Raw genomic sequence first — 22,756 nt, 5'->3', positions numbered from 1 at the left:
ACCCCTTGCCTGAAAGGGCACAAATTTTGCGAGAATGTACCATGAAGAATGATTCATCCACGCTGAAACGCGGTCTCAGTGCGCGACATATTCGGTTTATGGCGTTAGGTTCCGCCATTGGTACCGGCTTATTTTATGGTTCTGCCGAGGCAATTCGTCTGGCGGGGCCAGCCGTTTTACTCGCTTACCTGATTGGTGGTGCTGCCGTGTTTATGGTGATGCGCGCACTGGGTGAGATGGCGGTGCATGATCCTGTTGCCGGTTCATTTGGGCACTATGCCAGCCGTTATCTTGGGCCATTGGCGGGTTTTCTGACCGGTTGGACCTATACCTTTGAGATGATTATCGTGGCGCTGGCTGATGTCACCGCGTTCGGCATCTATATGGGGCTGTGGTTCCCTGATGCCCCGCAGTGGGTTTGGGTGCTAAGTATTATTTTCTTTATTGGTGCGCTAAATCTCTGTTCAGTCAAAGTCTTTGGTGAGATGGAGTTCTGGTTATCTCTGCTAAAAGTGACGGCGATTATTGCCATGATTGCCGCAGGTTTGGGCATTATGATGTTTGGTTTTGGCGCGGGTCATGAGAGTACTGGCGTCAGTAACTTATGGTCTCACCAAGGGTTTATGCCAAATGGTATCACGGGGGTGATTGCCTCATTTGCGGTAGTGATGTTTGCTTTTGGTGGTATTGAAATTATTGGGGTGACGGCCAGTGAGGCGAAGAACCCAGAAAAAGTATTACCCCGCGCCATTAATACCGTGCCAGTGCGTATTCTGCTGTTCTATGTTTTGACACTATTTGTCCTGATGGCGATCTATCCGTGGAATAGTATTGGGCAGAATGGCAGTCCATTTGTTGAGATTTTCAGCAGTTTAGGTATCAGTTCTGCCGCCAATATTCTCAATCTGGTGGTGATCACTGCCGCTATTTCGGCGATTAACAGTGATATTTACGGGGCTGGCCGCATGATGTATGGCATGGCACAAGAAGGGCTGGCGCCTAAGTGCTTTAGCCGCCTGACACGAAATGGTGTGCCTTGGATGACTATTTTGGTGATGGCAATTGCGCTGTTATGTGGTGTGGTACTGAACTATCTGATTCCGAAAAATGTGTTTTTGATTATCGCCTCGATCGCGACCTTCGCCACGGTTTGGGTGTGGTTGATGATTCTGATATCGCAAGTGGCGATGCGCCGTTCAATGAGCAAAGAAAATGTCGCCAGGTTGGCCTTCCCTGTGCCGTTTTGGCCGTTAGCACCGATTCTGACCATTATCTTTATGGCATTTATTATTGCGGTTCTGGGGTATTTCCCTGATACCCGCATTGCCATGTATGTTGGTTTGGCGTGGATTATCTTGATGACCCTTGCATGGTGGATTTGGTTGCGTAAGTCTCCATCGCATATCCTTCAGGCACAGGTAGAAAGCCCCGAAGCATAATGGAATTAGGATAATAATTGGCCGCTGGTAGATAATCTAGCGGCCAAATTTAAGTTGTTAAGAGTGAACTGCTAACCTTGCACAAATTAACTCCCGTGCTGGGATTAATATCAAAAACGCTAATAGCATCCAGGTCATTACTTTATGTGGCAGCATGATTAGCTCGATACTGCACCGATGCAAGATTAAAACAGATATTTTTAATTCCGCGGGCATATTTAATGCCACCATGAGATATCAAGAGATATCGGATAATTAATCTATTTGTTGAGATTCATTTGACAGCAATAATGGCATGCTGATTTATTTATATCGCACTCTATACCAAGAGAATATTTTGCGTTTAAAGTAGCGGCGTGGCCAGATGGTGATAAACTGACCTCAATTGTGAAAAATTATAGACCTACGGAGTAACGGCCCATGCTTGGCATAGCCATTAAGCGGTGGATTAAACGGATTATACTTATCTTGGTGGTAATGTCCGTTACCATACTGGCAATACGTATTTACGATACACAACGTGGCCCAAAGCTCGAGCTTTGGCACACTTTCGTTCCCCATGAAATGCGCGCGGCTGAGATTGATAAAGCCAGTTGGGCGGATTACATAAAAACTGAAAATAACATTTTCGATGAAGTTCGGATAAACGTTACCGAAAAATTGGAACCAAGAACTCAGGTTCCACTAAACCGCTATTATTCTGGTAGTTCGATCTACCCGCCACATTTTAAAAACGACTGGAATCGTTCTTATATTCTGCAACCTGATGGGCAGCCGAAAGGTGCTGTGGTATTGCTGCATGGGTTGACCGATACCCCTTACAGCTTGCGCCATATTGCTGAAAATTATCGTCAGCGGGGCTATGTCGCCATTGGTATCCGTTTGCCAGCCCATGGATCTGTACCCGCAGCCCTGACCGATGTTGAATGGCAGGATTGGTTAGCCGCAACACGTCTGGCAGTCCGTGAGGCCAAAGCGCTTAGTGGGCCAGATTTACCCCTGCATGTCGTTGGCTTCTCCAATGGCGGTGCGCTGGCAATGAAGTACACACTGGACTCAATGGATGACCCCAAACTAGCGAAACCTGCGCGGGTGATATTGATCTCGCCAATGATTGGTGTGACTAGCTTTGCGCGTTTTGCCGGTGTTGCTGGTTGGCCGGCTATCTTCCCCGCCTTTGCTAAAGCGGCTTGGTTGGGGATAGTGCCTGAGTTTAATCCTTTCAAATACAACTCATTCCCGGTCAATGCCGCGCGTCAGTCCTATTTGCTCACTTCTGTCTTGCAGCAGCAAATTGCGCGTGATGCCAGAAACAATAAGATGGAAGAGTTGCCGCCAATTCTGACTTTCCAGTCATTAATGGACTCAACGGTTAGTACCCGAGCTGTTGTAACCGCACTCTACAATCACCTGCCGAAAAATGGCAGCGAAGTGGTGCTGTTTGATTTGAACCGCGCAGCCAGCTTCGGCCCGTTACTGAGAACATCTTCTTATACCGCGCTGGCTCGTTTATTGCCGCCGCCGCCACGTAATTACAGTGCAACCGTGATTACCAATGTTTCGCCACAAAGTAATGAGACATTGGCGATAACCACACTGGCAGGTGAAACCAACGAGACTTCAGTGCCAACTGGTTTGATCTATCCGCCGGATATCTTCTCGTTGTCTCACGTTGCATTACCATTCCCAATGAGTGATTCACTGTATGGTCGCTACCCTGATCCGCGTGACCAATACGGTATCAGTTTGGGGACCTTTGCCGCGCGGGGTGAGCGTGCGGTGCTGGTGGTCGGATTGGATTCATTGATGCGCATTTCGTCCAACCCGTTCTATCCGTATATGTTGCAGCGGATAGACGACAAGATAGAGACGCCCGCTCAGTAAGATCGCCTTTGAAGCCTCCAAAATTGGGGGCTTTTTCATAATGAGTGCCATACTTTCAAGTTGTACTTAGTCTTCATATTTATTGACCCTGAAAGGAAAGCACTATGTCTATCGAAAAAGTCGTGTACCGCGCTAAAGCTAAAGCCACCGGTGGTCGTGATGGCCGGGCAACATCCTCTGATGGCGTATTGGATGTGAAATTAGGTGTGCCTAAAGAGATGGGCGGCGCGGGTGGTGCGGTGACTAATCCAGAGCAACTGTTTGCTGCGGGTTACTCGGCCTGCTTCCTTGGCGCACTGAAATTCGTTGCATCAAAAGAGAAGGTCAAAATCCCTGACGATGCCAGCATTGAGGGTACTGTCGGTATTGGTGCCATTCCGACCGGCTTTGGCATTGAAGTTCAACTGGATATCAGCTTGCCGGGGATTGAGCGCACTGTTGCCGAAGATTTAGTGAAAAAGGCGCATGTTGTCTGCCCATACTCCAATGCAACTCGTGGCAATATTGATGTCACGTTAAATATCAAATAAGCCCCCTCAGAAGCCCATGGGAACTCTCTTGTGGGCTGTGTGTCGTTCTACTTTTCCCCTTAAGTCTCTTTTGTGCTGTTTTTGAGCACATCAGCCAATATGGTCTATATAGAGTTTGCGTTAGCTCGCGGACTGGTCCACTAATAGCCGCTAAGATAATTCTCACATTAAGATTCAATAGCCTGCTTATCGATATCATACTGAACCTGAAACGAGGTTCACTGTCTGATTGATTCAAGCCGCAAATAGTATCTTTGGAGACCTGGCGTTTTATGGACAGAGTGAAATCTTTATCGCAGCAAAGTATTTCTTTGTTGTTGGCTGTTTATATTGGAATTTTCCTGAATATCTCTGTCTTTTATCGTCGTTTTGACTCCTTTAGCCAAGGTATCCAAGGCATAAAAGTATTGACCGCTATTATCGAAGTGATGGCGATCATCCTCTTTACCTTTTTTGTTATGCGGGTGATATCACTCGGTGGCCGATGGTTTTATCGTGTGGTCGCGAGCTTATTGGTGCTAATTTCTGTTGCTGCCAGCTACTACATGACTTTTTTCAATGTGGTGATTGGCTATGGCATTGTGATTTCTGTATTAACCACGGATACCGACCTTTCGAAAGAGGTCATCGGGCTGCATTTTGTGGTCTGGATGGTACTGGTCAGTGCATTGCCGCTGCTACTTATCTGGAAAAACTCCCTACGACTCACCCTGCTTGAGCAATTTAAGACCCCCGGTCAGCGCATTAGGCCTGGTTTATTGATGATGGCGGCGGTGGCGTTGGTCTGGCTACCGCTTCGTTATCTGGATAATGTGCAGACGACCAATGAACAACTGAGAACGGTGGATTTACCGAGCTATGGAGGGGTGGTTGCTCACTCCTATTTGCCCTCTAACTGGTTGGCTGCATTGGGTTTATATGCGTATACGCAATATAACGAAAAGTATGATGCGGTTACGCTGTATAACCCGGCTGAGCATCATACTTATGTCGCACCCGCCGGTATTGATGAAACCTATGTCGTGTTTATCATTGGTGAGACGACCCGCTGGGATCATATGGGGCTGCTAGGTTATGCACGTGATACCACTCCTCGTTTAAGTAAAGAGAAGAATCTGGTCGCTTTCCGTGGCACATCCTGCGATACCTCCACCAAACTCTCGCTGCGCTGTATGTTTGTGCGCGAAGGTGGCGCGGAAGATAATCCGCAGCGCACTCTGAAAGAGCAAAATGTGTTCGCCGTCATGAAATCATTGGGTTTCACTTCTGAGCTGTTCGCCATGCAGAGTGAGATGTGGTTCTACAATAATGCGAACACTGATAACTATTCGTTCCGAGAATTGATTGCCTCAGAGAAACGTAATGATGATAAGCCGGTAGATGACATGCTGCTGGTTGATGAGTTGAAAGAGTCACTTGGGCGCTATCCCGAAGGTAAGCATTTGGTGATTCTGCATACCAAAGGCTCACACTATCTTTACTCCCAACGATACCCTCGTAGCTATGCCCGCTATCAGCCAGAATGTATGGGCGTGGATGACTTTTGTAGCAAACAACAACTGATAAATGCCTTTGATAACAGTGTGTTGTACACCGATTCGTTTATCGCCAATGTGATTGACCAAATGCGCGATAAGAAAGCATTGGTGTTCTATGCCGCTGACCATGGTGAGTCCATTGACGATAACTCCCACTTCCACGGCACTCCACGAGAAATGGCCCCGCCGGAGCAATTCCGCGTGCCATTGATGGTTTGGGCTTCAGACAAATTTTTGTCACAACCTGAGCACCTTGCTGCTTTTGAGCAACTGCAAGCAGAGCAGCGGGTAGGCAAAACACACCGCCATGTTGAACTGTTTGATTCTATTTTGGGCTGCTTAGGTTATACCTCCCCGGATGGTGGAATTAATGAGCAAAATAACTGGTGCAAGACTTCCGCCAGACATTCTCAGCCGATAATATAATCAATTAGCACGGTCATAATTGGTTCTGGCTCGATTTTTGACGCCAATCTCCCTTGACATAATAGGCTTGCGGTATACTACAGACTCAAACCATCACCGGTGGAGTTCTTGATGATTTACCGTGTTGTTTTTATTGATGATCATGACATTGTGCGCTCAGGGTTTGCTCAGCTACTCTCTCTGGAAGAGGATATTCAGGTGGTGGGGGAGTTCAACTCGGCAAAACAGGCTCGTGCTGGATTACCGAGTTTACAAGCCAATATCTGTATTTGTGATATCTCCATGCCCGATGAGAGTGGCTTAGATTTATTGCAGGATCTTCCGTCAGGACTTGGGGTCATTATGCTGTCGATGCATGACAGCCCGGCGCTGGTCGAGATGGCGTTAGAGCGCGGCGCGCGCGGGTTCCTCTCCAAACGTTGTAAACCGGAAGATCTGGTTTCAGCCGTCCGAGCCGTGGGTAGCGGCGGTGTCTATTTGATGCCGGAAATTGCTCAACAACTGGCGCGCATTGCCGTCGATCCCTTGACCCGCCGTGAGCGTGAAGTGGCGGTGTTGCTGGCGCAGGGGATGGAAGTACGCGAAATTGCAGAGTCGCTCGGCCTATCACCTAAAACCGTCCATGTGCATCGCGCTAACCTATTTGCCAAGTTGGGTGTCAGCAATAATGTGGAGCTGGCGAAGCAGGTTCTAAACCTATGATGCAGCGTTTGATCATGTCAGTCGCGCTGTTTTTTATCTATACCACGGCAACTTTCTGCTTATGGTCAATCGGGACTCAACTGGTTGATCGGCCCTTACAGGCATTGCTGCTCTTCCCCTTTGGCCTGCGAATGGGCATTTTATTGCAAAGCCCACGTCAGTACTGGCCGGGTATTCTGCTGGGTGACGCACTACTGTGGTGGCTATTAACCGATCAGTTTGGTTATGTCTATCTATTGTGGTACGCGATCCCCTTCCTACTGGCGACCACCTTATTGGCCGTTTTTGCTTCCCCCTGGTTATTACGCCATCAGAAAAATAGCAGCGAATGGCAATGGCCTTTGATGCAAGGCGCGGTGATCCTGGCTGCCGCCTTGATACAGGCATTGGGGTGGCAAATCGCGAGTCAACAGGGGGCAATGGCGCTATTGCTGGGGCTGGTTGGTGGCTTTACTATCGCGCCTACCTGCTTGTTATTGTGGCACTATTTTGCACGCCAGATCTGGTTACCCTTAGAGCCGGGGCTGATTCATAAACCGATTAATCTGCGTTTGCAGCATATCATGTGGTATCTGCTGCTATTTGCGTTAAGTATCTGGTTGCAGTATCAAGTCACCGAAACGGATTTGCACCTGTTTGCGCCATTCTGCCTGGCGATCCCGATTGTCTTTATGTCTTACCGCTATGGCTGGCAAGGGGGCGCGGTGGCGACACTGCTAAATAGTGTTGTGCTATTGATCAACACGCCGGCGCAATTGGACTCCCATCGTGACCTGCTACTGTCACTGCTTGCGCAGAGTCTGATCGGCTTATTGTTGGGGGCGGGCATTCAGCGCCAGCGAGAATTGAATCAACAACTGCAGGTTCGCTTGAATGAAAATCGTGAGTTAGCGAAAGCATTAGTGGTGGCGGAAGAGCACGCCCGCCGTGATGTAGCACGAGAGCTGCATGATGAAGTGGGGCAGACCGTGACTGTGATTCGTACTCAAGCCAGTATTATCAGGCGCTTGACCACGGAGCCGCCAGCGCTGACCAGCGCCGAGATGATAGAGACACTGGCACTGCGGGTCTATGATGGCGTCCATGATGTGTTAGCTAAATTATGGCCAGCGGCCTTGAATAACTTGCCGTTATCGGCGGCAGTTGCGGCATTGATGCGTGAACTGATCCCGCAAGACCAATCCGTCGTGGGGGTATTGAATTGGCAGTTGGATGATCATCCGATAGACGAGACGCTGAAAATCACGCTATACCGCATCTGTCAGGAGGGGGTGACCAACGCCTATCGCCATGGAGCCGCCAGCCGGATTGAGATTAATGCACGGCAGGATAACCAGAAAATATATCTGACGATTCGTGATAATGGAAAAGGTATCGATTTGGCCACTTTAACGCCGGGGTATGGGCTACGTGGTATGCAATCACGAGTGAGTGCGCTGGGGGGCAGCTTTAGCCTGAGTGTCGATCAGGGCACCTGTTTAAATGTGATCCTTCCCACAGTTTCATCGCCAGCTAATGAAAACTAGGAAATATTCTCGGATGCGACGGGAGTTTCTCTGATGGGGTTCGCGCGCGCGCGCATCATGATGATGGCACTTGTAAAAATATCCTGAGGTTCAACATGTGGTCTTTCCTCAAAAGCCGCGATAACGTACCGCCAGTAACGAATCAAACACAAATTGATTCCTCTTATAAATATTGGCGCATTCAATTAATGTGGACGATGTATATCGGCTACGCTGCATTCTATTTTACCCGCAAAAGTTTCACCTTCATCATGCCCGCCATGCTTAGTGATCTGGGCCTCACGATGTCGGATGTTGGGATCTTAGGTACACTGTTTTATATCACCTATGGCTGCTCTAAATTTATCTCTGGCATGATAAGTGACCGCTCAAACCCGCGCTACTTTATGGGCATTGGGCTGGTCATGACCGGAATTATCAATATCCTGTTTGGCATGAGTTCGTCACTCTTGGTATTTGGTGCGCTGTGGATCCTTAATGCGTTCTTCCAGGGCTGGGGTTGGCCGCCATGTTCCAAAATTTTAACCAGCTGGTATTCACGCTCAGAGCGCGGTGGTTGGTGGGCCGTCTGGAATACATCCCATAATTTTGGCGGGGCATTAATCCCACTGTTAGTCGGTTTTATCTCTCTGCATTTTAGCTGGCGCTACGGCATGATTATTCCCGGTATTATTGGTGTAGTGATTGGTTTGCTGATGTGTTGGCGCTTGCGCGATAAGCCAAGCACCATGGGGCTGCCGAGTGTCGGTAAGTGGCGCAATGATGCTATGGAGCTGGTGCAGGAGTCAGAGGGCCAGGGGTTATCGAATAAAGAGATAGTGAAGCGCTATGTGTTAACCAATAAATATATCTGGTTGCTGGCGGTATCCTATGTGCTGGTTTATATCGTTCGTACTGCAATTAATGACTGGGGAAACCTCTATTTAACGCAAGAGAAAGGTTACTCATTGATGACCGCCAACTCAGCAATTTCATTATTTGAAGTGGGCGGGTTTATTGGCTCGCTGGTGGCGGGCTGGGGTTCTGATAAGTGGTTTCGCGGTAATCGTGGGCCAATGAACCTGATTTTCGCCATTGGTATTTTCCTCTCTGTCGCGTCGTTGTGGATTATGCCGGGGGTCAGTTATGTTTTGCAGGCGGGCTGTTTCTTCGCCATTGGTTTCTTTATTTTTGGCCCGCAGATGCTGATTGGCATGGCTGCCGCAGAATGCTCACATAAAGACGCAGCAGGTGCCGCCACCGGCTTTGTTGGCTTATTTGCATACTTAGGTGCGGCTTTATCTGGCTACCCTATTGCCAGGGTAATGGAGATTTGGCACTGGAATGGCTTCTTTGTGGTGATTTCCGTTGCCGCCTGCTTATCTGCTTTCTTCTTGCTGCCATTCCTGCGGGCGCAGTCGCCGCAGCTAAAACCTGTGGAAGCTTGATTTAAGCTCGAAGTGATGCTGTTTTGACCGCGGGTGATGATATAAGCAACAGTCGCCAGCGGGGTGTTAAAAAGTGATTGACGCTCTAGGATCGTAGCAGTAAGATGCGCCCCAATTCGGCGAGTAGCGCAGCTTGGTAGCGCAACTGGTTTGGGACCAGTGGGTCGGAGGTTCGAATCCTCTCTCGCCGACCAAATTTAAGAACCCTGACAGAAATGTCAGGGTTTTTTTGTTTTTATTGCCCGTTATTTTCAACCCGTTGCGGAATAAAAATTATAATATCGTCACCGCTTTATCACCTGCATAATAGCAACTTGTCGGCATGTGTCTTGGGAAGTGATAATTATTGGTTAGGATTAATCTCTCGAAAAATAATCTACTTGTGGCTTTTTAAAACGAATAGGATCACCAAAATGTCACTTAAATAAAATAATAATATAGCCTGGAATTCACTATTTAAGGCCCGTGTTGTTACAGGTCCTTATTCCTATAATAAAGGTTATTTCAATTATGAATATAATAAAAAATAATCGAGTAATGAGATGTGTAATATTCTATTTTGTACCGATAGTCGCGCTGGCTTTTTCAATTGAAATTAAGGCCAATTTAGTCAGGCAAGATCAGCCGGTAACAGATGCCCTATTTCCTATTGAGGAGGGGTGTTTTGCTATTAAATCTATTGAATTAACGGGGGTGAATGAATTTCCTAATGGGACGAAGCTAAAAAAAATAGCGCAGGATGCATATGGGCGCTGTTTAGGTGAGCAGGGTATTGGTATTTTAACCAACCAATTAATGAATCAGCTCATTGCTGATGGCTATCTCACCTCAACATTAGTCATACCGGAACCGCGCCTTGATAGCGGAACTTTATATATCACGCTGATACCGGGGCGGATTAATAATATTGTATATGAAGCAACCAATGATAGTTATGCACAATTAAATACGATCTTTCCCAGTAAATCGGGGGATTTACTCAATTTGCGCCATCTTGAGCAGGGGCTGGATAATTTACAGCGTTTACCAACAGTAAGCGCTACTATGGATGTGGCGATAAATCGTGACGATTTAAGCAGTGATATTATTATTAGACGCCAGCAATCTCGTTTTTTTCGTGCGAATGCTTTTTTAGATGATGCAGGGAATAATGTTTTTGGTCGTTATCGCATAGGCGGAGCGCTATATCTTGATAACCCATTCTCATTAAGCGATATGGCTTATTTCTCTGCCAGTCGAGACTTTGATCATTACGATGATAAAGGTCATAATTACTTTTCTCTGCACTATTCTGTACCTTACGGTAATTGGTTGCTGAGTATGACTGGCAGTCGGGGGAGTCGCTATCAATCTTTGCTATTCGCAGAGAGTGCCTTTAAATACCAAACACGGTGGCAGGCCCTGGATATGCAAATTCAACGATTAGTGATGCGAGGCTATAATTATAAGACTGTAGCTAACACAGGAGTATTAATTCGTAATACTAACCGTTTTTTTGGTGATATTGAACTGGGCGTTCAACGACTTAATACCATAGACTGGCAGCTAGGATTACAATATTTATATTATGGCCATTGGGGGACGTTCAATGGAGGGGTGACCTATCAGCAAGGTACTAATTGGTTTAGTGCACGTCCAGCGCCAGGGCTTAATGGGGAGGCAACAGTCAGGTTGATTAATACCAATGCTTCACTGGATATCCCGTTTCAACTGGGTGAGCAACGTTTTCATTATCAACCAATTTTCAGTCAACAATACACCCGCTCAAATCTCACGATACAGGATAATTTTTTAATTGGTGGGCGAGGTTCAGTTCGTGGGTTTAATGAGGGGAGCGGACTGGCTGATTCTGGTGGTTGGTACTTAAGAAATGAAGTCGCCTGGTATAGTCCGGTGGCCAGTCTGCAACTGTATGCCGGTATTGATTATGGTCAAGTCGTTGAAATAAATAAGCCGCTATTTTCTGGTCATTCTCTCGCAGGTGCTGCAAGTGGTTTACGTGGAAAATATCACCAGATTGGTTATGATTTTTATTTTGCTATACCTTTAATTAAGCCTGCCAGTTTCTCCGCAGATTCTTTGGTATCTGGTTTCACTATTAGTTGGCAATATTAGCTTTTTATTTGTGGTCACTTAATTTTTAGCTTGAGATGTTATTTGTCTTGTCAGCTACTATTCTTATACATAAATTAAGTAAGGACTTTCAATGAGAGAAGTAAGTGTGAATTTACATAAAATATACTATGGAGTTCTCCTTTTATTTTACGCACCGATCTTTTCATATGCTGAGATCATTGTTGATAAAAATGCGCCTAAAAATAACCAACCTGATTTGCTCTATCATATAGAAAAGAAGAAAATGTGTAAAATACAAAATGCATATTGCCAGGGCGGAAAGAAGACTATTATTAATATTCAAACGCCAGATATAGAAGGAGTATCACATAACAAGTATGTAAAGTTTAATGCAAATAGAGGTAATGGCTATGATAAAGTAATATTTAATAATATTTTACCATCAGAAGAGAATGGAAATTCAAACTTAATCAACGGTGAGGCCGTGGTTATATTAAATGAAATAACTTCAATGAATAAAAGTCAGCTTGATACTCTTTTGGTCGTTGCCGGACAGTCGGCTGATCTTGTTATTGCCAATCCTGCGGGAATAAGTTGTAACGGTTGTCGTTTCGTGAATACAGATTATGTTACGTTAACAACCGGGGTTCCTGCATTTAAAGGTGATAAGTTTGCTGGTTTCAATGTTCATCAAGGCGATATATATATTGGAGGAGAGGGTTTGCAACATAATGAGTCTGTGGATAATTATTTGGACTTGTTTTCTGACTCACTGAAAGTTGATGGTAAAATAGAGACGATCGATCTATTATCCATCATTGGAAAGAATGCGATAACTTTTAAGGGCGGTAAAAAATTATGGCTAATATCACTGGCGGGGTTATTCTATGATGCTGAAAATAAAATAGGTATGGACGTCGGTAAATTAGGTGGAATGTATGCCAATAAAATTCATATCATAGCGAAGAGAAGTGGCAGCAGTAATCAAGGAGAGATTATCGCTGATAAGGTGGTCAACATAGATTCTGACGCCTTTATTAGTAATGTCTCAGGGAAGATAGAAAGTCCTAAAATAAAGTTAAAAAGTACAGGGTTAATAGATAATAGTAAAGGTCGGATAAAAAGTGAAAGACAGGGAAGAGATTACGATCCCAAAGAAAAATTCGGTATAAGAATAAAAGGAGGGGCGATTAGGAATCATGAAGGCAGAATTTATGCCAATAGTGGCCATGTTTCTATGGAGGCAAGTAACATATTTTTTAATAACCATGGTGAAATTAGAACACTAAGCACCTCAGGCCCGGCAGATATTAAGATCAAAGCCAAGAATATAAATAACATTAATGGTGGTGTTATTAGCTCTGATAGTATCAAGATCAATACCAACGCTTTTAAAAATCATCATGGTAGAGTCGTCAGCGTATTTGATCAAATAGACCTATACTATAAAACGCTAAATAGTGGTAAAGGGATTATCAATGGTGGCTTAGGGGTAAGTAAAGTAATTAAGCCTTAGTGGTGGATTTAGCGGCACTCCCAGATTATTTACCGGGCTATCGGCGGTGAACCGCGATTTTACTGGGCGGCTTAAATCATCTTTTTTGATGATTGGCAGGGGCGATCAGGAGTCTGGCACTGATTTGGGGCACTGTTGTAGTGCGCTTCTTGTCGAGCCAGTATTAATTGTTAACGGAGTCGCGCTACCGTGCGGGACGGCTCTTTTTTAACAGCACGCAAGATGTTTAAGATTATGGCTGTATGTGACAAGATTCGCGTCACTTATCGGCTGCCATAGCAGCATTTCCTCCTGTTTTCTGTCGAAATTATAAAAAAATCTGAACGGATAAGCATCATTTAGCAACAAAGTTTTTCGGTTTGTCTCTGGGTATTACCACTGCTTTATTTTAATTGCCCAGTTAATCCCGCTGGTAAAGTGCTGCTAGCATAAATTTTCATGCTGAGAATGTTAACGAGAAGTTTTTTTTATGTTTGCATGCTGTTTCGCATTGTCCTGATAAATCCTTTCAAACCGTATTGACGTTGCCACCAAGTGTTGCCAAATTGGTAACCTCAGGGGGAGTAATCGAGTGCAGTTTGGGTCATTCCACGCGTCCAAAATTGCTGTTGCGATGATATTTATCCAACATCTCAATCCCGCATCCCTGCGGCTAATGGGCCAAAACGGTACAGACCACGGACGAAAAAATTATAGGGTCTGGCCGTACACACAACACACATCACCATAATGGAGCACAAGCGATGACGATTTCCTTGGGAAAAACAGGGATACTGAAATTCGGTATTGGGCTAATTGCACTGACCGTGGCGGCCAGTGTACAAGCGAAAACATTAGTATATTGTTCTGAGGGTTCTCCGGAAGGTTTCAACCCGCAGCTATTTACTTCGGGCACGACGTATGACGCAAGTTCCGTTCCTATCTACAACCGTCTGGTTGAATTCAAACTCGGTACAACCGAAATTGAACCCGGTCTGGCTGAGAAGTGGGAAGTCAGTGAAGATGGTAAGAGCTACACCTTCCATCTGCGCAAAGGTGTGAAGTGGCAAGATAACAAGGAGTTTAAGCCGACTCGCGACTTCAACGCTGATGATGTGATCTACTCCTTCATGCGTCAGAAAGATGATAAACACCCGTACCATAAAGTCTCTGGCGGCAGCTATGAGTACTTCCAGGGCATGGGGATGGGTGATTTGATCACCAATATCGTTAAAGTTGATGACAACACTGTTCGCTTCGAACTGGCCCGTCCGGAATCACCATTCCTGGCTGACCTGGCGATGGACTTCGCGTCAATTCTGTCTGCTGAATATGCGAACAACATGCTGAAAGCCGGCACACCGGAAAAAGTCGATTTGAACCCAATCGGCACCGGCCCGTTCCAGTTGCAGCAGTACCAAAAAGACTCCCGCATCCTGTACAAAGCCTTTGATGGCTACTGGGGCACCAAACCAAAAATTGATCGTCTGGTCTTCTCTATTACGCCAGATGCGTCAGTTCGCTACGCTAAATTGCAGAAAAATGAGTGTCAGGTTATGCCGTACCCTAACCCGGCTGACATTGCTCGCATGAAAGAAGATAAAACTATCAACCTGATGGAGCAACCGGGCCTGAACGTCGGTTACCTCTCCTTCAACGTTGAGAAAAAACCACTGGATAACGTTAAGGTTCGCCAGGCGTTGACCATGGCGGTTAACAAACAAGCCATTATCGATGCGGTTTATCAGGGTGCAGGCCAGGCGGCCAAGAACCTGATCCCACCCACTATGTGGGGCTACAACGATGAGGTGAAAGATTACGCTTACGATCCTGCTAAAGCGAAAGAGTTGCTGAAAGAAGCTGGTCTGCCAGATGGTTTCGCCATTGACCTGTGGGCAATGCCAGTTCAACGTCCATACAACCCGAATGCGCGCCGTATGGCTGAAATGATCCAGTCTGACTGGGCGAAAGTGGGCGTGAAAGCCAAGATTGTGACCTACGAGTGGGGCGAATACCTCAAGCGTGCTAAAGATGGCGAGCATGAAACTGTGATGATGGGTTGGACCGGGGACAATGGGGACCCAGACAACTTCTTCGCCACCCTGTTCAGCTGTGATGCGGCAAAACAAGGTTCCAACTACTCCAAGTGGTGTTATAAGCCATTTGAAGAGGTGATCCAGCCAGCCCGTGCTGAGTCTGACCATGACAAACGTGTCGCGCTTTACAAACAAGCTCAGGTTGTGATGCATGATCAAGCGCCAGCGCTGATTGTTGCTCACTCAACCGTGTACGAGCCAGTGCGTAAAGAAGTGAAAGGTTATGTTGTCGATCCGTTGGGTAAACACCATTTCGAGAACGTGTCCCTGGATTAATTTTAACCTTGCAGATGACCGATGGGCGATCGCTCGTCGGTCTTTTCATTTAGGTTAAGACAGATACAGATGTGAGCCATATAACCTTCCCCAATAAGTGTCATTGTCGCAGAAATTTTGAGCATGGACAGCGCGCAAGCACCGGAGCGTACACGCAGTACGTGACGGTGGTGAGCACTGCCCTAGGTCAAAATGGCAAGTAAATAGCTTATTGGGAAGGTTTAATAAGCTGGGTTGCCCACGAGCAGCCTGGCATTCTACACAGAGAGTTCGGGATATGTTGCAGTTCATACTCCGACGTTTGGGGTTAGTTATCCCAACGTTTATCGGCATTACTTTGCTGACCTTTGCTTTTGTTCATATGATCCCGGGCGACCCGGTGACCATCATGGCTGGGGAACGCGGTATCTCCGCCGAGCGTCATGCTCAAATCATGGCGGAAATGGGGCTGGACAAGCCTCTCTACCAACAATACTTCCATTATGTGAATGGCGTATTACATGGCGACCTCGGCATCTCGCTAAAAAGCCGTATTGCCGTCTGGGAAGAGTTTGTCCCACGCTTTAAAGCCACGCTGGAACTTGGGATCTGCGCGATGCTGTTTGCTATCGCGGTCGGGATACCGGTTGGGGTGCTGGCGGCAGTCAAACGCGGCTCAATATTCGATCATACTGCGGTTGGGATCTCCCTCACTGGTTACTCGATGCCTATCTTCTGGTGGGGCATCATGCTGATCATGCTGGTTTCGGTGCAATGGAACCTCACCCCAGTCTCTGGGCGCGTCAGCGATACGGTGTTCTTGGATGACACTCTGCCACTCACCGGTTTTATGCTGATTGACACCCTAATCTGGGGTGAGCCGGGTGATTTCAAAGATGCGGTGATGCATATGATTTTACCGGCCATCGTCCTGGGCACTATCCCTCTGGCGGTTATCGTGCGCATGACCCGCTCCTCCATGCTGGAAGTGCTGGGTGAGGACTATATCCGCACTGCCCGGGCCAAGGGCCTGAGCCGGATGCGCGTAATTGTGGTTCATGCATTGCGCAATGCCTTGCTGCCGGTGGTGACGGTGATCGGCCTACAGGTCGGCACCATGCTGGCTGGGGCGATTCTGACGGAAACCATCTTCTCCTGGCCGGGATTGGGCCGCTGGTTGATGGATGCCCTGCAACGCCGCGACTACCCGGTAGTACAGGGCGGGGTATTGCTGGTCGCGATCATGATTATTTTAGTTAACTTGCTGGTAGATGTGCTCTATGGCGTAGTTAACCCGCGTATTCGTCACAAGAAATAAGGGGCGCAGAATGTCTCAACTTACTGAGTCGACAGTAAAAAGTGCGCCGAAGCCAATGACTCCCTTGCAGGAGTTTTGGCACTATTTCAAGCGCAACAAAGGGGCCGTGATTGGCCTGTTTTATATCATTATTATGCTGGTGATTGCCGCGGGTGCCACCTGGCTTGCCCCACACGGGCCAGCAGAGCAGTTCCGTGACGCACTATTGAAACCGCCGGTTTGGGAAGAGGGCGGCAGCTGGAAATTCCTGCTAGGCACTGATGATGTGGGCCGCGATGTTTTGTCCCGCTTGATGTATGGCGCACGACTCTCGCTGTTAGTCGGTTGTCTGGTAGTGGTGCTGTCGCTGGTGATGGGCGTCGTTTTCGGCTTACTGGCCGGTTACTTTGGCGGCATCGTTGATGCCATCATCATGCGTGTTGTCGATATCATGCTGGCCCTGCCAAGTTTGTTACTGGCGCTCGTTCTGGTAGCCGTGTTTGGGCCTTCGATTGTGAATGCCTCGTTGGCGCTCACCTTTGTCGCTCTACCGCATTATGTGCGCTTAACGCGCGCAGCGGTGCTGGTTGAGGTCAACCGCGACTACGTGACGGCCTCAAGAGTGGCCGGTGCGGGGGCTATGCGCCAAATGTTTATCAATATCTTGCCAAACTGCCTCGCGCCATTAATTGTGCAGGCCTCTCTCGGCTTCTCTAACGCCATTCTGGATATGGCGGCTCTCGGCTTCCTCGGCATGGGTGCGCAACCACCAACACCGGAATGGGGCACTATGCTCTCTGACGTGTTGCAGTTCGCCCAAAGCGCCTGGTGGGTCGTGACCTTCCCCGGTGTGGCGATCCTGCTAACGGTTCTGGCGTTTAACCTGATGGGGGACGGCCTGCGTGATGCTCTCGACCCCAAACTCAAGCAGTAACAGAGGTAGAGAGATGGCACTTTTAAATGTAGATAAATTGTCGGTGCACTTCGGTGACGAAGGTGCGCCGTTCAAGGCCGTAGACCGTATCAGTTACAGCATTGAGCAAGGTCAGGTGGTTGGGATTGTTGGTGAATCTGGCTCCGGTAAATCAGTCAGCTCACTGGCTATCATGGGGCTGATTGATTACCCCGGCAAAGTGATGGCCGATAAGCTGGAATTTAACGGCCGCGACCTGACCAAGATTTCTGAAAAAGAGCGGCGTCAGTTGGTGGGGTCGGAAGTTGCGATGATCTTCCAAGACCCGATGACCAGCCTTAACCCCTGCTATACCGTCGGTTTCCAGATTATGGAAGCGCTGAAGGTGCATCAGGGCGGCAACCGTAAAACCCGTTTTCAGCGGGCGGTGGATCTGCTCACACTGGTGGGTATTCCTGATCCCGCTTCGCGGTTGGATGTTTATCCGCATCAGCTCTCCGGTGGGATGAGCCAGCGGGTGATGATTGCCATGGCCATTGCCTGTCGGCCCAAGTTACTGATTGCCGATGAGCCGACAACCGCGCTGGACGTGACCATTCAGGCGCAAATTATTGAGCTGCTGCTGGAGTTACAGCAGCGTGAAAATATGGCGCTGTTGCTGATTACCCATGATCTGGCACTGGTTGCCGAGGCGGCACACCACATTATTGTGATGTATGCCGGCCAGGTGGTGGAAACCGGTAAATCATCGGAAATCTTCCGCGCACCGCGCCACCCATACACGCAGGCGTTGTTGCGCGCTTTACCGGAGTTTGCTCAGGATAAAGCGCGCTTGGCTTCCTTACCGGGTGTGGTGCCGGGTAAGTATGACCGCCCAGAGGGCTGCCTACTCAACCCACGCTGCCCGTATGCCAATGATCGTTGCCGCCGTGAAGAGCCTGAATTGCTGGGGCCAGCGGGGCGTCAGGTTAAATGCCATACACCGCTCGATGATGCGGGGAGGCCGACCCTATGAGCCAGAATAAAACTGAAATGAAACCAGAATCCCAAGCTGGCAAGCCACTGTTGCAGGCCATTGATCTGAAGAAATACTATCCGGTTAAAAAAGGTCTCTTTGCGCCGGAGCGCCTGGTTAAGGCACTTGATGGGGTGTCATTCACCTTAGAGCGTGGCAAAACCCTGGCGGTGGTCGGGGAGTCGGGCTGTGGTAAATCCACGTTGGGCCGCTTACTGACCATGATTGAGATCCCAACCGGTGGCGAGCTTTACTACCAAGGGCAGGATTTGCTCAAGCCGGATGAAAGTGCGGAAAAACTGCGCCGTCAGAAAATCCAGATTGTATTCCAGAACCCCTATGGTTCACTGAACCCACGCAAGAAAGTGGGGCAGATACTGGAAGAGCCGCTGCAAATCAATACCAAACTCAGCAGCAAAGAGCGCCGCGAGAAGACACTGGCGATGATGGCGAAGGTCGGCCTGAAAACCGAGCACTATGATCGCTATCCCCACATGTTTTCCGGTGGTCAGCGCCAGCGCATCGCGATTGCACGCGGCTTGATGCTGAATCCAGATGTGGTGATTGCTGATGAACCTGTTTCGGCGCTGGATGTATCCGTGCGGGCGCAGGTATTGAACCTGATGATGGATTTACAGCAGGAGTTGGGGCTGTCTTACGTCTTTATCTCCCATGATCTGTCTGTAGTTGAGCATATCGCTGATGAAGTGATGGTGATGTATCTGGGGCGTTGTGTTGAGAAGGGTAGCAAAGAGGCCATTTTTAATAATCCACGCCACCCCTATACGCAGGCATTGCTATCGGCAACACCGCGCCTGAATCCTGATATGCGCCGCGAGCGCATTAAGCTGACGGGCGAGTTACCTAGCCCGATGAACCCGCCACCGGGCTGTGCGTTCAATGCGCGCTGTCGTCGAGCTTTTGGTACTTGCACTCAGTTGCAGCCGCAACTAAAACAGTATGGTGACCAAATGGTGGCCTGTTTTGCAGTTGATCAGGATGAAGCTGAGCAAGCTAGCTAATCCGGCAACATCGCCATATTGATTTGCATGAAAAAACAACGTCAGAGTGAGAAATAGCACTCTGACGTTGTGATCCTGATAGGAAAACACTGAAACCCACGGTATTCTTCCCCTCCGGTTTAGTATCACCAGATAAAATCTGAAAGCGATCGAGTATACTCAGACAGAATCGACGGGTAGCCCCATGATGTGGCAACCACTTTTTTTATTCAGTCGGCATTGGCGGAGAGCGAGTTTGCGGGTAAGGCGTTCATTAACGATAAAACAGATGGCGGCAGTTGCGGTAGTTGCACTGGTGACTATCTGCATTTTTATCGTCCTTCAGTTATTCCACTTTGTGCAGCAGCGCAAGGATGACTATGCCAGGCAGTTGGAGAGCATCGCTTATTCGGTTCGCCAACCCCTGTCCGAAGCAATATTAAGTGTTGATGTCCCGCAAGCCAAAAAAATCCTCAATAGCCTGTTGCCGATTGGTATTCTCAGCCGTGCTGAAGTCATTTTGCCGAACCAAATTCAGGTGTTGCACGCCAATTTTCCCACGGAGCGGCCTGTTCCCCGCTGGGCTAAACGTATTTTTTCCCTGCCGGTAGAGATAACGCTACCGCTGTATGCGCTGGAGCGAGTCTCCGCCAATCCGCAACCACTGGCGCACTTAGTGTTGCAGGCTGACTCATATCGGATGTACCAGTTTATTCTCAGCGCGCTGTCAGCCATGCTCTCGACCTATCTGTTACTGGCATTAGTGCTTTCGGTCTCAATCGCCTGGTGTATTAATCGACTGATTATTCACCCGCTACGGGCGATGGCTAAAGAGCTGGAGAAAATTGGTCAGCAAGGTGTACTGCATCACCAACTCACCTTACCGGCCCACCATCAGGATGATGAGCTGGGGGTCTTGGTGCACAACTATAATCGTAACCAACAGTTATTGGCCGAAGCCTATTCGGATATGAGCCGTATCAGTACCCGCTTCCCGGTCACTGAACTGCCCAATCGTGTGCTGTTTAAGCAGTTGCTTGAACAGGAAATTAACGGCGGTATGCGGAGTGAAAAATTCCATCTGTTGGTGATTGGCATCGAAACCTTGCAAGAGGTTTCCGGCGTGATGAGTGAGGAACAACATCGCCAGCTGCTGCTGACGATGGCGCAGCGCCTTGAGCAATGTATCGATGAAAACAGCTTGTTGGCACAACTGAGTAAAACGGAATTTGCGGTACTGGCCCGAGGGATTAGTCGCCCCTTCCCTGCCATGCAACTGGCGCGACAAGTGATGCTGCAAATTACCCAGCCACTGCTTTTTGGCAATATCCAACTGCGGCCCAGTGCCAGTATTGGGATTGCCGAATACCAATCCCAAGATGAGACCGCCGAATCCCTGATGCGCAATGCCAGTACGGCGATGATGGCCGCTCACCATCAGGGGCGAAACCAGATTTTCGTGTTTGAACCGCATTTGATTGAGAAAACACAAAAGCGGCTGACACACGAAAATGACATCTTACAGGCGATTGAAAACCGCGATTTCACCCTCTTCTTACAGCCGCAATGGAACATGCAAGATCAGCGGGTTATCGGCGCTGAAGCGCTGTTACGTTGGCGTCAACCGGACGGTAGCTATCGCTCCCCTTCCGAGTTTGTCCTCGGGGCGGAAGAGGGGGGCATGATGATGCCGCTGGGTAACTGGGTGTTGGAGGAGTCGTGCCGCATTCTGGCAGACTGGAAGGCCCAAGGGATTACTTTGTCACTGGCGGTGAACATCTCCGGCTTGCAGGTACAAAGTGACCAATTTCTGCCGCATCTGCAAAACCTAATCAATCAGTATCAGATAGATCCGCGCCAGCTGTTGCTGGAAATAACCGAGACCGCCCGCATTCAGGATCTTGATGAAGCACTGAGGTTACTGCGCGAATTGCAAGGGCTTGGTTTATCCATCGCCTTGGATGACTTTGGTATGGGGTATTCAAGCCTACAATATCTCAACCACCTGAAAGGTCTGCCGATCAACATGATTAAGCTGGATAAGAGCTTTGTGAAGCACTTGCCAGAAGATGATGCCATGGCGCGTATTGTGAGTACCATCTCCGAGGTGCTGAAGCTGCGAGTGATGGCCGAAGGCGTCGAAACAGATGAGCAGCGCCAATGGTTGTTGAAGCACGGTATTCTGTGTGGGCAGGGTTTTTTATTTTCGCAGCCGTTACCACGTGAGGTGTTTGAGGCCCGCTATACCCTTCGTCCTTGACGCGGCAGCGTTGTTAGCTGCACTCGCGCGCCCGAATCACTGACTTGAGTCAGCTCATCGGGACTTACTCATTTGCTGCCTAGCTGTCACGCCAATGACTTTGGGTATCCACTTTCGCCTTGACGCAGCAGCGTTGTTAGCTGCACTCGCGCGCCCGAATCACTGACTTGAGTCAGCTCATCGGGACTTACTCATTTGCTGCCTAGCTGTCACGCCAATGACTTTGGGTATCCACTTTCGCCTTGACGCGGCAGCGTTGTTAGCTGCATTCGCGCGCCCGAATCACTGACTTGAGTCAGCTCATCGGGACTTACTCATTTGCTGCCTAGCTGTCACGCCAATGACTTTGGGTATCCACTTTCGCCTTGACGCGGCAGCGTTGTTAGCTGCATTCGCGCGCCCGAATCACTGATTTGAGTCAGCTCATCGGGACTTACTCATTTGCTGCCTAGCTGTCACGCCAATGACTTTGGGTATCCACTTTCGCCTTGACGCAGCAGCGTTGTTAGCTGCATTCGTGGCGGGTCTATCCTTATTGCGGTTAACTACTCAGTATTAATCGCTGGAATATGTAAAAATATCAGTCTTTTCGTCTAACAGATAAATGCCAAAATATTATCCTTTCCTATATTAAATAATATTTATATTTAAGTGAAAATACCTGCTGTCACGGGGAGTGACACATATTTTGACTGAGCCATTTCCTACAGAAACAAAGAGAATAATAGCGATTATATAAAAGTACTTAAAACTGATAATAATACCGATAAGAAAATATTGGACTGGAATCTATTTCCCTCATTTCAAGATGGTTACAATATTATTACCTGCCGCGTCAAGGATATTTACCTCTAAAATAATCCCATCAAAAATAGC

General features: G+C 48.1%; 15 protein-coding genes and 1 tRNA gene. All 16 read left to right on the top strand.

Features of this window, described 5'->3' with window-relative positions:
- The first annotated feature begins 41 nt into the window (after window positions 1-41).
- The 16 genes from FFE93_RS20910 (at window position 42) to hmsP (ending at window position 21,880) form a co-directional block, all read left to right on the top strand.
- Window positions 42-1,439 (top strand): amino acid permease, encoded by a 1,398-nt coding sequence (locus FFE93_RS20910; protein ID WP_005273721.1) that lies wholly within the window; start codon window positions 42-44, stop codon window positions 1,437-1,439.
- Between the two features lie 420 nt (window positions 1,440-1,859).
- Window positions 1,860-3,323 carry an alpha/beta hydrolase gene (locus FFE93_RS20905; RefSeq protein WP_032897653.1) on the top strand — a complete coding sequence of 488 codons (1,464 nt, stop codon included), beginning with the start codon at window positions 1,860-1,862 and terminating at the stop codon, window positions 3,321-3,323.
- 104 nt (window positions 3,324-3,427) lie between these two features.
- Window positions 3,428-3,853: an organic hydroperoxide resistance protein gene (locus FFE93_RS20900; RefSeq protein ID WP_005273713.1), complete on the top strand. Its 426-nt coding sequence runs from the start codon at window positions 3,428-3,430 to the stop codon at window positions 3,851-3,853.
- A gap of 272 nt (window positions 3,854-4,125) precedes the next feature.
- Entirely contained in the window at window positions 4,126-5,817 is a 1,692-nt protein-coding gene (eptB, locus tag FFE93_RS20895) for a kdo(2)-lipid A phosphoethanolamine 7''-transferase (protein WP_138775934.1), read from the top strand.
- A gap of 111 nt (window positions 5,818-5,928) precedes the next feature.
- On the top strand, window positions 5,929-6,519 hold the full coding sequence (gene uhpA / locus FFE93_RS20890) for a transcriptional regulator UhpA (RefSeq protein WP_032897647.1): 591 nt from the start codon (window positions 5,929-5,931) through the stop codon (window positions 6,517-6,519).
- On the top strand, window positions 6,516-8,045 hold the full coding sequence (gene uhpB / locus FFE93_RS20885) for a signal transduction histidine-protein kinase/phosphatase UhpB (RefSeq protein ID WP_138775932.1): 1,530 nt from the start codon (window positions 6,516-6,518) through the stop codon (window positions 8,043-8,045). The genes uhpA and uhpB overlap by 4 nt, the downstream gene beginning before the upstream one ends.
- A 95-nt stretch (window positions 8,046-8,140) precedes the next feature.
- Entirely contained in the window at window positions 8,141-9,472 is a 1,332-nt protein-coding gene (locus tag FFE93_RS20880; protein ID WP_005273708.1) for an MFS transporter, read from the top strand.
- A gap of 117 nt (window positions 9,473-9,589) precedes the next feature.
- A tRNA-Pro gene (locus FFE93_RS20875) sits at window positions 9,590-9,666 on the top strand.
- A 316-nt stretch (window positions 9,667-9,982) separates the two neighbouring features.
- Window positions 9,983-11,587, top strand: coding sequence for a ShlB/FhaC/HecB family hemolysin secretion/activation protein (locus FFE93_RS20870; RefSeq protein ID WP_049602818.1), 1,605 nt, complete (start codon window positions 9,983-9,985; stop codon window positions 11,585-11,587).
- 91 nt (window positions 11,588-11,678) lie between these two features.
- A complete protein-coding gene (locus FFE93_RS20865; RefSeq protein WP_049602817.1) occupies window positions 11,679-13,064 on the top strand; it encodes a filamentous hemagglutinin N-terminal domain-containing protein in 1,386 nt (461 codons plus the stop codon).
- 743 nt (window positions 13,065-13,807) lie between these two features.
- Window positions 13,808-15,415, top strand: coding sequence for a dipeptide ABC transporter periplasmic-binding protein DppA (gene dppA, locus FFE93_RS20860; RefSeq protein ID WP_032897640.1), 1,608 nt, complete (start codon window positions 13,808-13,810; stop codon window positions 15,413-15,415).
- A 277-nt stretch (window positions 15,416-15,692) separates the two neighbouring features.
- On the top strand, window positions 15,693-16,712 hold the full coding sequence (gene dppB, locus FFE93_RS20855; protein WP_032897637.1) for a dipeptide ABC transporter permease DppB: 1,020 nt from the start codon (window positions 15,693-15,695) through the stop codon (window positions 16,710-16,712).
- Window positions 16,713-16,722: 10 nt separating this feature from the next.
- Window positions 16,723-17,625 carry a dipeptide ABC transporter permease DppC gene (gene dppC, locus FFE93_RS20850; protein ID WP_005273696.1) on the top strand — a complete coding sequence of 301 codons (903 nt, stop codon included), beginning with the start codon at window positions 16,723-16,725 and terminating at the stop codon, window positions 17,623-17,625.
- A gap of 13 nt (window positions 17,626-17,638) precedes the next feature.
- Complete coding sequence (gene dppD / locus FFE93_RS20845; protein ID WP_005273693.1) at window positions 17,639-18,619, top strand: dipeptide ABC transporter ATP-binding protein; 981 nt, start codon at window positions 17,639-17,641, stop codon at window positions 18,617-18,619.
- Between the two features lie 17 nt (window positions 18,620-18,636).
- Window positions 18,637-19,641 (top strand): dipeptide ABC transporter ATP-binding subunit DppF, encoded by a 1,005-nt coding sequence (gene dppF / locus FFE93_RS20840; protein WP_005273691.1) that lies wholly within the window; start codon window positions 18,637-18,639, stop codon window positions 19,639-19,641.
- A 235-nt stretch (window positions 19,642-19,876) separates the two neighbouring features.
- Complete coding sequence (hmsP, locus tag FFE93_RS20835) at window positions 19,877-21,880, top strand: biofilm formation regulator HmsP (protein WP_204365399.1); 2,004 nt, start codon at window positions 19,877-19,879, stop codon at window positions 21,878-21,880.
- Window positions 21,881-22,756 lie beyond the last annotated feature (876 nt).

Origin of the sequence: Yersinia sp. KBS0713, assembly GCF_005937895.2 — a bacterium.
In the GTDB taxonomy this organism is placed as follows: Bacteria; Pseudomonadota; Gammaproteobacteria; order Enterobacterales; family Enterobacteriaceae; genus Yersinia; species Yersinia bercovieri.
This window is presented reverse-complemented; position numbering and strand designations above follow the sequence as displayed.

Excerpts from the sequence above, each read along its gene's own strand:
- FFE93_RS20880 (WP_005273708.1), top strand. The coding sequence starts at position 8,141 with ATGTGGTCTTTCCTCAAAAGCCGCGATAACGTACCGCCAGTAACGAAT.
- dppB (WP_032897637.1), top strand. The coding sequence starts at position 15,693 with ATGTTGCAGTTCATACTCCGACGTTTGGGGTTAGTTATCCCAACGTTT.
- dppD (WP_005273693.1), top strand. The coding sequence starts at position 17,639 with ATGGCACTTTTAAATGTAGATAAATTGTCGGTGCACTTCGGTGACGAA.
- uhpB (WP_138775932.1), top strand. The coding sequence starts at position 6,516 with ATGATGCAGCGTTTGATCATGTCAGTCGCGCTGTTTTTTATCTATACC.
- dppC (WP_005273696.1), top strand. The coding sequence starts at position 16,723 with ATGTCTCAACTTACTGAGTCGACAGTAAAAAGTGCGCCGAAGCCAATG.
- eptB (WP_138775934.1), top strand. The coding sequence starts at position 4,126 with ATGGACAGAGTGAAATCTTTATCGCAGCAAAGTATTTCTTTGTTGTTG.
- uhpA (WP_032897647.1), top strand. The coding sequence starts at position 5,929 with ATGATTTACCGTGTTGTTTTTATTGATGATCATGACATTGTGCGCTCA.
- FFE93_RS20905 (WP_032897653.1), top strand. The coding sequence starts at position 1,860 with ATGCTTGGCATAGCCATTAAGCGGTGGATTAAACGGATTATACTTATC.
- FFE93_RS20870 (WP_049602818.1), top strand. The coding sequence starts at position 9,983 with ATGAATATAATAAAAAATAATCGAGTAATGAGATGTGTAATATTCTAT.
- FFE93_RS20865 (WP_049602817.1), top strand. The coding sequence starts at position 11,679 with ATGAGAGAAGTAAGTGTGAATTTACATAAAATATACTATGGAGTTCTC.
- dppF (WP_005273691.1), top strand. The coding sequence starts at position 18,637 with ATGAAACCAGAATCCCAAGCTGGCAAGCCACTGTTGCAGGCCATTGAT.
- FFE93_RS20900 (WP_005273713.1), top strand. The coding sequence starts at position 3,428 with ATGTCTATCGAAAAAGTCGTGTACCGCGCTAAAGCTAAAGCCACCGGT.
- FFE93_RS20910 (WP_005273721.1), top strand. The coding sequence starts at position 42 with ATGAAGAATGATTCATCCACGCTGAAACGCGGTCTCAGTGCGCGACAT.
- dppA (WP_032897640.1), top strand. The coding sequence starts at position 13,808 with ATGACGATTTCCTTGGGAAAAACAGGGATACTGAAATTCGGTATTGGG.